Below are 10,189 nucleotides of genomic sequence, written 5' to 3'. Positions count from 1 at the left end.
CGTGAACGACACCGGATCCAATCCGGGCGCGAGGTTTTCTTTCTCGCCGACGATGCGTTGCTCTCTGAGCAACTCCATTTCGGTGATGCCCGGGGCGCTGGTATTGACCACCGTGAAGGTGACCGGCCCGGCCGGGACGCTCGTGACGTCCAGTGCGCAGCCGTCTTTCCCGCCGTTGTTGGCCATGGTCACCTTGACCGCATTCGTACCGGCCTTCCCGGCGGGGGCCGAATGGCCGCATGCGGCAAGCGCCAGCACCCCGACCGCTATCACGCCGAGTGCGGTCGCCGACGCGTCAAGAGACCTGGGAGATCGAAGCCTTGCCCGGCTGGTGGGCTTCGCCATAAGGTGCGCTCTTCCTCTCCTCTTCGCCGTGTTCGGTACCTGAGCGGCCGCCGCGCCAGGAAGCTACAACGCAACCGGCGCAGGCTACCGCAAAAGCCGCTAGCACCAACGGAAGCCAAATTTTCCATGGCTGCCGCTCGGCGCGCTCGCGCGCACCGCTGGCGAGTTGCGCCGCCGTCGAGTGGTCTTCGGCACTGGCGGTGGACCAGTCGGTGGGAAATCCGCCGATGCTGACGGTCTTGGGCGCGGTCAGCCCACCGCCGCTCAGTATCGCGGTGCGGTTGCTGGCCGCTTGCGCACTCACCACCGAATCTTCCTGAGTGAACACGGTGTAGACGGTGGTCGCGGCCCATCGCGCCTGGAACGGGCCTGGGGTCCGGGCGAGCGACACCCCCACCGGCAGCCGCCCTCCGGTCAGGTCCGACAACTGCTCCAGCGTGACCGTGGCGGAGCCGGGGCCGGGGTCTGCGGGCAGCGTCGTCCGCCACACGCGCACCGGCACACCGTCAACGGTTTCATTGCCGGCCGAGGCCAGCTCGACGGTTCGGGCATCCGATCCGCTCTGCGGAGCGAAGGTCAGCAGTCGTCCGCCGGGACTGGCGGCCAGCGACACGGTAGCCGGGTGGCCGGCTCGGTCGGTCACGGTGCGGGTGCGCGGACCAGAAGCCGGGCCACCGGCCGGCAGGAAGATCGCCAACGCCGCCGCGGCGACGAGAAGGCCCGCCGCTGCGGCGGCCAGCAGTCGGCGTCGGCTTCGCGGCGCCGCCACCAGGCGGGACGGCCACAAGAAGACGACGAGCACGGGCACCGTGTAGAGCAGCCAACCGAGGACTTCGACGAGCCGCGGATCGGCGGGTATCCCGAACAGCCCGGTGATCAGCGCGCCCTGCACCGACTTGCCGGGCATCCAGGAGGAAAAGTCGAACACCTGCTGCTGGCCGATGGTGACCCAGCCGGCCTCGTGCGCGGTACGCAGCGCGCCCAGCACCAATCCTGCGGCGATCAGCACCAGAAACACGCCGGTGATGCGGAAGAAGCGGCCGAGGTTGAGTTTCAACCCGCCGAAGTACAGGCCGACGCCGACCGCAATCGACGCCGCGATCCCGGTCGCCCCGCCGAGCACGGCGAACCAGCGGCTGCCGTGCGACGTTTGAGCGGCTGCCAGCAGGAACACCGACGTCTCGAAACCCTCCTTGAGGACGGCGAGAAACGCCATCGCGACCAGCGCCAGCGAACCACCCCGGTTGAGTGCCCGTTGCGCCTCGCGTTCGAGTTCACCCTTGAGCCGGGCGGCGTTGCGGTTCATCCAGATGATCATGGACGTCACGAACGCCACGGCGATGGCGCCGATGACCGTCTCCATCATCTCTTGCCGGGTCTGCGGCAGGCTGGCCTGCAGCACATTCAACCCGACGCCAACCGCGATGCTGATCAGGACTGCCAACGCGACCCCAGCAAACATCGGTCGAGCCGATTGGCCATTGCGCTTGAGGAAGGCTCCGACGATGCTCACGATGAGCGTCGCTTCCAGGCCTTCGCGCAGGCCAATCAGGAATGTGCCGATGAATACGCCCTGCAGGATGCACCCGATTTCCTGTCCCCGGGAACGGGACAACGATAGTTAGCATAGCCTAACTAACTGTGGCGTCCCCGCGAGCAGACGCAAATGCACCACATTTCGGCACGAAATGGGTGCTTTTGCGTCTGCTCGTCCTACGTGGTGACGAAGTCGATGAGCTCTTCGACCCGACCGATCAGCTCGGGCTCCAGGTCGTTCCAGTCGCGCACCCGGGAACGGATGTGCCGCCAGGCCCTGGCGATGTCGGCCTGGTTGGCATGCGGCATGCCGAGTGCCTGGCAGGCGCCGCGCTTCCATTCGATCTGCCGCGGCACATCCGGCCAGGCTTTCAAACCGAGCCGCCGCGGCTTCACGGCCTGCCATATGTCCACATAGGGGTGACCGACGACCAGAGTGTCCGCGCCGCCCGGCCCGCGGCGCACCGCATCGGCGATCCGCTGCTCCTTGGACCCCGCGACGAGGTGGTCGACGAGGACCCCGAGCCGGCGCCCCGGACCGGGGCCGAAGTCGGCCACGATGTCGGCCAGGTCGTCCACGCCACCGAGATGCTCCACGACGACACCTTCGATGCGCAGGTCCTCACCCCAGACCTGCGCGACGAGTTCGGCGTCGTGACGGCCCTCGACGTAGATCCTGCTGGCGCGGGCCACCCGCGCACGGGCGCCCGCCACCACGACCGAGCCGGACGCCGTCCGACCCTTGGCAGCACGCGCCGCACGGCGCGGTGCGGTCAGGATCACCGGGCGACCGTCCAGCAGATAGCCGGGGCCCAGGGGAAAGCCACGGGTGTGGCCATGCCGGTCCTCCAGGTAGATCCGGCCGTATTCGACGCGGACCACGGCGCCGACGTAGCCGGTCTGTACGTCCTCGACAACCATGCCGATTTCAACGGGGTGTTCGGTCGAGCGCGGCTTACGTCTCCCGGGGGCGAGAACGTCGGCTCCATAGCGATCCTGCACTCGGCAATATTAGGAAGCCTTGCGAAAAACCTTGTTACGGCGCGCCGCAGGATCAGCTGATAGCCGCTGCGACACAACGGATATGTAAAAAATGCGTTATTACATCCCCGTTTTGGCCGCCAGACCACCTCGGCGCTGATACCTTGAAGCCCGTGGGCTTGTCAAATGGTGTGGCGAGGGTCGTCGCATTCCTGCGCGCCGGCTACCCCACCGGTATGCCCGCGACCGGCTACCTGCCGTTGGCCGCTCTGGCGCGCCGACGTGTCACCGACGATGAGATCGCCACGATCACAAACAGATTCGGCTTGCGCCGACGTCGTCCGGTCAGCAACGTCGACATCGGGGTGGCGATCACCCGCGTCACCAACGAGATGCCATCCCCAGATGACGTCCAGCGCGTCCAACGTCGACTTCAAGCGCCTGTGTAGCGCGTCCGTTCACTAAATCCGGCGACCGTCCACGCCGAAGAAATGCACTTGCCCCGGTTCGGGATGTAGGCGCACCCGGCTGCCTTTTTCGGGCGGGTTACGCCCGTCGGCGCGCGCGACGACGGCTTGGCTGATTACGGCTTGGCTGATTTCCTTGCCGGAGGCCGTGATTCGGCCATACAGGTAGGCGTCTGCCCCGAGCTCTTCGACCACGTCGACCTCCATCTCGACGCCGAGGCTGCCCAGCTCGAAGTGCTCGGGGCGGACACCGACGACGATCTCGGCCGCCGAGTCGGAGATCTCGCGTGGCACATGGATCAGCCAATCCCCCAGCGAGACAGAGGAATCGGTGATCGGGAGGGTGAACAGGTTCATCGCCGGGGACCCGATGAATCCGGCGACGAACACATTGTCGGGATTGCGGTAAAGCTCGCGCGGCGCGGCGCACTGCTGCAGCACGCCGTCGCACAGCACCGCAACGCGGTCTCCCATTGTCATGGCTTCGACCTGGTCGTGGGTCACGTACACGGTGGTGGTGCCGAGTTGGCGTTGCAATGCCGCGATCTGGTTTCGGGTTTGCACCCGCAGCTTGGCGTCGAGATTCGACAGCGGCTCGTCCATCAGGAATACCTGGGGACGGCGTACGATCGCGCGCCCCATCGCGACCCGCTGACGTTGCCCGCCGGAGAGTTCTTTGGGCTTGCGATCCAGATATGGCTGCAGGTCAAGCAGTTTCGCGGCAGCCAATACCCGGTCGCGGATTTCGGCCTTCGAGCTTTTCGCGATTTTCAGTGCGAAGCCCATGTTCTGCGCGACCGTCATGTGCGGGTACAGAGCGTAGTTTTGAAAGACCATCGCCACGTCGCGGTCCTTGGGGTCGACATTGGTGACGTCGCGTTCTCCGATTCGGATGGCGCCGGAATCCAGGGTCTCCAGTCCCGCCACCATCCGCAGCGAGGTCGTCTTGCCGCACCCGGATGGTCCCACCAGAACGACGAATTCACCGTCCCCGACCTCGAGGTCGAGGCGATCCAGGGCGGGCCGGTCGGTGCCCGGGAACTGCCGGGTCGCTTGCTGGAAACTCACCGATGCCATGGGTTACCCGCCCAGACCGGTGACGGCGATACCCCGGACAAAGGAACGCTGCGCGAGCGCGTAGATGAGCACCAGCGGCACCATGATCAGGATCGAACACGCCATGATGACCGGCCACCGGGCAACGTATTCGCCTCGCATGCGAACCAACCCGAGGGTCAGCGTGGCCAGGCTGTTGCGCTGGATCATCAGTAGCGGCCAAAGGAATTCGTTCCAGACGTTGACCCAGGTCAGCACCGCGAGCACCATCACCGCGGGCCTGGCGTGCGGCAGCAGGATCCGCCAGTAGATCTGCCACGGCGAGCAACCGTCGAGAATGGCCGCCTCCTCGAGATCGGTCGGCAGGGTGCGGAAGAATTGCCGCATCAGGTAGGTGCCGAAGGCGCTACCGAACAAGCCCGGCACGATCATCGCCCACGGCGTATCGACCCACCCCACGGTCCGCATCAGGATGAACTGCGGTATCACGGTCACCGTCGACGGCACCATCAGCGTGCCCAGGTACAGGACGAACAGCGTGTCCCGGCCGCGGAAATCCAGTCGCGCAAAGGCATATCCGGCCAGCGAGCAGAAGAAGACCTGCCCGGCGGTGACGCAGCCGGCATACAGCACGGTGTTGAAAAACATTCGCCAGAAAGGCATCAACCCGAAGACCTCGGTGTAGTTGGACCACCGCGGGTGGGCCGGGAACAACTTCGGCTCGCTGATCTCGCCTTCCCTTTTCAACGAGCCCGAGACCGCCCAGGCGATGGGGAACAGCGCGCACCATGCGATCCCGACCAGCGCGGTGTACACCACGACGCTGCGCAGGACGGCGCGCTTCAACACGCGTTCGGGACGCTCAGCTGAGCCCACGAGAAGCCTCCCAGGAGCGCCGTCGGGTCAGTCGCAACTGCAGCACGGTCAACACCAGCAAGATGGCGAACATCAGCCACGCCAGCGCGGACGCGTAGCCGAACTCGAGGAACGAGAACGCATGCTGGAACAACATGATGCCAAGCACGTAGGTCGAGGTCTCCGGTCCGCCGTTCGGCCCGTTGAGAACATAGACGAGGTCAAATCCCTGGAACGAGTGGATGATCGATATCACCACCACGAACGACAGCGCACCGCGGATCAGCGGCACGGTGATGGAGAAGAATTGCCGGATCTCGCCGGCGCCGTCGATCTTGGCGGCCTCGTACACCGTCTCCGGAACCCCCTGCATCGCGGCCAGCAAGATGACCGTGGCAAAGGGCACGCTGCGCCACACGCTGACGATGCAGAGCGCGACCTTGGCCCAGTGCGGGTCGACCAGCCACGGGACCGGGTCGATGCCGATCCACCCGAGCATGATGTTGAGCAAGCCGTTGTCGGTGTTGAAGACGAACTGCCACACCACCGCCATCACCACCGACGAAATGGCCAGTGGCATAAACACGATGGTCCGAAAGATCCCGATGCCCCGGACTGCACGGTTCAGCACGCCGGCTACGACGAGACTGATGACGATGGTCGGTACGACGGTTCCGACGGTCAGAATCACGGTGTTTCGCAGGGCGATCAGAAATAGCGGATCAGACGTGAAGAGATCCCCGAAATTCTTCAGACCCACAAACTTTGGCGGGCTGAACACGTCCCACCGCTGAAAGCTCATGTAGAGCGAGAACCCCAGTGGAAACAGCATGAACACCGCGACCGCGGCCAGGTTCGGTGCGACGAACATGCGGCCGGCCCACGCCCGTCGGCGTGACGAGCGCCTCTTGGAGCTGATCGTTGCGGGCGTCGGGGCGGTCGCCGCGTCGGTCGATGTCATGGGTTACGCAGCACTTCGTCGACGGCGTGCGACAACCCGGTCAGCGCCGTCGCCGGCTGGGAGCCACGCAGGACGGGCCCGAAACTGCGGTCGATCAGAGCGACGACCTTTTCCCACGCCGGGGTGACCGGCAGACCGTCTGAGTTGGCCGGTCCGTCGGTGAGCACGCCGAGGTTGCCGATTCGGCGGTGGGCCTGGGCGAATCCCGGCGAAGTGATCGCTGACCGGAGCACGGGTACGAACAGGGCGGATGCACCGTTCAGCGCTTGACCGACCGGGCCGGTCGCGAACTTGACGAATTCCCACGCCTGGTCCTTGCGCTTGCTGCTGGAGGCGATCGCCAGCCCGGTGGTTCCGATGTTGGAGCAGGCGGCGTGTCCTTTCGGCAGCGACGGGCCCGTTGGCAGCGTCGCGACATCGAAGTCGAGGTCATCGGCGCGGATCAAGGTCTGGTAGCGCCAGTGCCCGCCCATCGCGATCGCTGCCTTGCCCGACGCGAACAGATCCGGTGTGGACATCGACTGCACCTCAGAGGCGTTGGGAGCGACCTTGTGCTTGTTGGCGAGGTCAGCGTAGAACTGCACCGCGTCCTGAAACGCCTCGTTGTCGAAATTGAAATGGGTCGGGTTCTTCAGCGGAGTGGCCCAGGGCACGCCGTTGTTCATCGCGAACAACCCGGCCGAATAATACGAAAACCACATGTTGACGAACCCCCACTGCGAGGCGCGCCCGGATCCGTCCCGCTTCGTGAGAGCGGTGGCAGCGTCCAGGAATTCGGCGTAGCTCCACGGCTGTTGCCAGGTCGAGGGTGGGGGTTTCATCCCGGCCTGCGCGAAAAGCTGCTTGTTGTAGAACAGGTAGTTTCCGGACCATTGCTCGGGCAGTGCGTACTGGCTGCCGTTGAAGGTGAAAGTGTCGTACAGCGCCCCGATACTGTCCGACTTCAGTTGCGCGGCGAAAGCCTTGTCCTGCGCCAACAAGGTGTTCAGGTCCAGCAAGACGCCGCGCTCGGCGAGTTCGGAGTAGGTCAGATCCCAGGCCATCAGCACATCCGGGCACCTGCCGCCGGCGCAGAACGTGGACAGCTGCTGCATCACCCCCGGCCCGGACAACACCGGCCGAACCTTGATGTCGGGATGGCGGCGCCGGAATTCGTCGACGATGCGCATCCGCGCGGCGGCTTCGTCCGGATTGGCCGCGAAGAAAAAGGTCAACGCGTCGTCGTCGGGAGCGCAGCCGGCGGCCCAGGGCGCCACAGACGCCGCGGTGAGCGCACCGGCCCCCCGCAGCAGGCTGCGCCGGCCGAACCGTTTGTCGAACATGCTGCTCCCGATCCTGGCCCGTCGCCTGTCTACCCGCCAGCGTCTGAGTCCTTGGTACCCGATGGGACTGTGGTCTGCCTGGAGAGCGCCCCGGGCGCCGGATCTGGCCAGTTCGGCAGCGCGAGAACAGCCAGCTGCGTGTCGCCGGTGATGTCGATCGTCTGGATTCGGTCGTCGGCTGCGAAGCCGATCCGCAACAGCGTCTGGGGGCGCCCTTCGGAAGCGATCGCAATGCCCGGGATTCCGTCGATGAGCACCACGGCACCGAGTTGCGCGCGATGGGTGAATCGCCGGGTCTCCTCCGCAACGTCCCTGGCCCCGCGCAGCTCGGTCGGCACATCGGCGGGAACCAGGGCGCGGTCGACCCTGCGGACCACATCGGGAGCCAACAAGTTGAGCAGCGTGACCATATCGCCGCCGCGGGAGGCTGCCAGAAACGCCTGCACGATCTCGACGTGCTTGGCGGTACGCGGCGTGCGTGCCGCCGAGGGCGCATGCACTCGGCCACGGGCCCGGGTGGCGAGCTTCTTCGCCGCGGCAGGCGACCGGTCCAACAGACCGGCGATCGTCTCGAACGGCAACGCGAACACGTCGTGCAACACGAAAGCGACGCGCTGCGCGGGTGAAAGCCGGTCGAGAACGACGAGAAGCGCGCGACTGACCGAGTCCGCCAGCAGCGCGTCCTCGTCCGCCGGCGCGGACGCTGTCCCGGACAGCCGGTCCAGTTCGTCGGGGCCGGCCAGCGGCCACTCGGCCCGGCGCTTGCGCGCCCTGAGCTGGTCGACCGCCTCGTGTGCGGTGATCGTGGTGAACCAGCCGGTCAAATTCTCGACGGAGCCGAAGTCCGAGCGGCTGGCCTTCAGCCACGCCGATTGCACGACGTCGTCGGCGTCGGCTGCCGAGCCGAGCAGTTGATAAGCAACCGACCTCAGGTGTCGCCGGTCGGCGTCGAATTGGCGCGCCAGCTCACCGAGATCCTTTGGTGCGGCCATGGGTCACCTTTCCTGCGCGGGAGTCGTCAAGGAGACGACCACATCCACCCAGCACCCCTTGCAGAGGAGACCAACACTCATGACCATAGACACCGTCTTCGTCGCGATCACCGCGACCACCGCGACCGTCACCGCAGCAATTGCCATAGCCGATTTCATTCCCGCCGGATTCGTGCTGGCCAACTCGGCCGAGGTCGGTGTGCCGCGGTCGTGGTTACCGGCGCTGGGGGCGGCGAAATTCGCCGGGGCCGCCGGACTGGTGATCGGGCTCCTTGGCTTGCCGGCGTTGGGAATTGCGGCCGCCGCCGGCCTGGTCGTGTTCTTCGTCGGCGCTGTCGTCACGCACCTCAGAGCCCGTGTTCTTTACAACATCGCCTTCCCGGGCGCCTACTTGCTGCTGTCGACAGCCTCGCTGGCGCTGATGGTCGCGCATTGACCGGTGGCCGGCCCGCGATCAGGCCGGGAAGTACCGGATCTGGTTGATTGCGTTGCCCCGCCACGGCAGGTCGGCGAACATGACGCCGCGCCCGTGATTCGAGTTGAGGCCGACCGTGACCGTGGATCCCGCGCCGTTGATCTTGCTCCAGCTGGCGCCGTTGAGTTGCTCGATGAGTTCGGCGATGTCGAACGGGTCGTCGTCACCCAAAGTTATTGTGGCCGTGGCGGACAGCGTGCGCAGTGCGGCGGACTTGTCTCCTCGCGCGACGGCGTCCAGGAATGTCTCGACCAGCTTCTTGTGACGCGCACCCGCCCGGCGAAAGCCGGTCACGAAACCCGCGGTGCCGCGCAGCCCCTGATTGCCGAGCAGCGCGCGGGAAAGTTTCAGTGCGGGGCTCACCGCGCTCGGTCCGGACCGCAGAAACTGCACCACCATTGCCGGCAACTCCCAATACGCCCGCAGCTGGGCAACCTTCCACTCTCCGGCGACGTCTCGGAGGTCGTAGCGCAAGAAGGCGGGAACGAACATCGTGACGCCCGAACCCATGGCGATCTCGAGTTCGAGATCGCGCAGCACGGTTTGACCCAAGACGATGTCCAGATCGCGGTGGAACTTGATGTCGCGCGGACCGATGAATGTGTCGTAGAACCGGTAGATCTGGTCATAGCCCACGTGCGGCTGCGAACCTACCGGATCTTCAATCCGGGCGTCGGCGGTGAACACACCGACCCAGCCATCGCGGTCATGCACCGTGAACGCTTGCGGAGAGCGCTCGACGGCGGCCAGCAGCTCGTCCCGCTTCTTCTTCGGTGAGGCCATCAGCGACTTCCGATCAACTCGATGCTGGCGCTACGCATCTCCGCCAGCGCTTCTTCCGTGGTGTCAGCCGACACGCCCGCGGTCAGGTTCAGCAGTACCCGGGTGACCAGGCCGGCGCGCGCGGCGTCCTCGGCGGTCCGCCGCACGCAGTAGTCGGTGGCCAGGCCGACCACATCGACCTCGTCGACGCCACGCTGCCGCAGCCATTCCAGCAGCGGGGTCCCGTTCTCGTCGACGCCCTCGAAGCCGCTGTACGCCGCGGCGTAGGCGCCCTTGCGGAACACCGCCTCGATGGGGCCGGTGTCGAGGACGGGATGAAACTCCGCGCCTGGGCTTTCGGCGATGCAGTGCGGAGGCCACGACGACGAGTCGTCCGGCCGGTCGGAGAAATGGCCGCCCGGGTCGATGTGGAAGTC

11 protein-coding genes and 1 pseudogene are annotated in these 10,189 nt (G+C 65.9%); 2 read left to right on the top strand and 10 right to left on the bottom strand.

The genetic code is table 11. The annotated features are described in order from the left end of the window. The 3 genes and pseudogenes from VML93_RS10110 to VML93_RS10100 all read right to left on the bottom strand — a co-directional run. Window positions 1–258 (bottom strand): annotated as a pseudogene (locus VML93_RS10110) (peptidase M75); the annotation flags it as partial. A gap of 37 nt (window positions 259–295) precedes the next feature. Continuing rightward, on the bottom strand, window positions 296–1,960 hold the full coding sequence (efeU, locus tag VML93_RS10105; RefSeq protein WP_325610177.1) for an iron uptake transporter permease EfeU: 1,665 nt from the start codon (window positions 1,958–1,960) through the stop codon (window positions 296–298). 98 nt (window positions 1,961–2,058) lie between these two features. Then, entirely contained in the window at window positions 2,059–2,883 is an 825-nt protein-coding gene (locus tag VML93_RS10100) for a DUF3097 family protein (protein ID WP_325610176.1), read from the bottom strand. A gap of 152 nt (window positions 2,884–3,035) precedes the next feature. Between VML93_RS10100 and VML93_RS10095 the strand changes: the two genes are divergently transcribed. Next, a complete protein-coding gene (locus VML93_RS10095) occupies window positions 3,036–3,311 on the top strand; it encodes a DUF3349 domain-containing protein (RefSeq protein ID WP_325610172.1) in 276 nt (91 codons plus the stop codon). 12 nt (window positions 3,312–3,323) lie between these two features. Here VML93_RS10095 and VML93_RS10090 read toward each other — a convergent pair whose 3' ends face one another. The 5 genes from VML93_RS10090 to VML93_RS10070 are packed head-to-tail and all read right to left on the bottom strand — an operon-like array spanning window position 3,324 to window position 8,515. Next, entirely contained in the window at window positions 3,324–4,406 is a 1,083-nt protein-coding gene (locus tag VML93_RS10090; protein WP_325610170.1) for a sn-glycerol-3-phosphate ABC transporter ATP-binding protein UgpC, read from the bottom strand. Between the two features lie 3 nt (window positions 4,407–4,409). Continuing rightward, window positions 4,410–5,234 (bottom strand): carbohydrate ABC transporter permease, encoded by an 825-nt coding sequence (locus VML93_RS10085; RefSeq protein ID WP_414686322.1) that lies wholly within the window; start codon window positions 5,232–5,234, stop codon window positions 4,410–4,412. A 13-nt stretch (window positions 5,235–5,247) separates the two neighbouring features. Beyond that, a complete protein-coding gene (locus VML93_RS10080; protein WP_325610166.1) occupies window positions 5,248–6,201 on the bottom strand; it encodes a sugar ABC transporter permease in 954 nt (317 codons plus the stop codon). After that, window positions 6,198–7,523: a sugar ABC transporter substrate-binding protein gene (locus VML93_RS10075; protein WP_325610164.1), complete on the bottom strand. Its 1,326-nt coding sequence runs from the start codon at window positions 7,521–7,523 to the stop codon at window positions 6,198–6,200. Before VML93_RS10075 ends, VML93_RS10080 begins: the two co-directional genes overlap by 4 nt. Before the next feature lie 29 nt (window positions 7,524–7,552). Next, window positions 7,553–8,515, bottom strand: coding sequence for a sigma-70 family RNA polymerase sigma factor (locus tag VML93_RS10070; RefSeq protein WP_325610163.1), 963 nt, complete (start codon window positions 8,513–8,515; stop codon window positions 7,553–7,555). A gap of 79 nt (window positions 8,516–8,594) precedes the next feature. On the opposite strand from VML93_RS10070, the gene VML93_RS10065 reads away from it, so the two are divergent. Beyond that, window positions 8,595–8,951 (top strand): DoxX family protein, encoded by a 357-nt coding sequence (locus VML93_RS10065; RefSeq protein WP_325610161.1) that lies wholly within the window; start codon window positions 8,595–8,597, stop codon window positions 8,949–8,951. 18 nt (window positions 8,952–8,969) lie between these two features. Here VML93_RS10065 and VML93_RS10060 read toward each other — a convergent pair whose 3' ends face one another. Further along, a complete protein-coding gene (locus tag VML93_RS10060; RefSeq protein WP_325610159.1) occupies window positions 8,970–9,773 on the bottom strand; it encodes a nuclear transport factor 2 family protein in 804 nt (267 codons plus the stop codon). Continuing rightward, window positions 9,773–10,189 (bottom strand): isochorismatase family protein (locus tag VML93_RS10055; RefSeq protein ID WP_325610157.1); only part of this gene is annotated, 417 nt, incomplete at its 5' end. The genes VML93_RS10060 and VML93_RS10055, both read right to left, overlap by 1 nt.

The sequence above is a fragment of the Mycobacterium sp. genome, assembly GCF_035499775.1.
Taxonomy (GTDB): Bacteria; Actinomycetota; Actinomycetes; order Mycobacteriales; family Mycobacteriaceae; genus Mycobacterium.
The sequence above is the reverse complement of the archived record's forward strand: the minus strand, read 5'-3'. Positions and strand labels throughout refer to the sequence as shown.

What these genes read in the sequence shown, in the direction of transcription:
- VML93_RS10090 (WP_325610170.1), bottom strand. Translation starts at nt 4,406, where the DNA reads ATGGCATCGGTGAGTTTCCAGCAAGCGACCCGGCAGTTCCCGGGCACC.
- VML93_RS10080 (WP_325610166.1), bottom strand. Translation starts at nt 6,201, where the DNA reads ATGACATCGACCGACGCGGCGACCGCCCCGACGCCCGCAACGATCAGC.
- VML93_RS10060 (WP_325610159.1), bottom strand. Translation starts at nt 9,773, where the DNA reads ATGGCCTCACCGAAGAAGAAGCGGGACGAGCTGCTGGCCGCCGTCGAG.
- VML93_RS10070 (WP_325610163.1), bottom strand. Translation starts at nt 8,515, where the DNA reads ATGGCCGCACCAAAGGATCTCGGTGAGCTGGCGCGCCAATTCGACGCC.
- VML93_RS10065 (WP_325610161.1), top strand. Translation starts at nt 8,595, where the DNA reads ATGACCATAGACACCGTCTTCGTCGCGATCACCGCGACCACCGCGACC.
- VML93_RS10075 (WP_325610164.1), bottom strand. Translation starts at nt 7,523, where the DNA reads ATGTTCGACAAACGGTTCGGCCGGCGCAGCCTGCTGCGGGGGGCCGGT.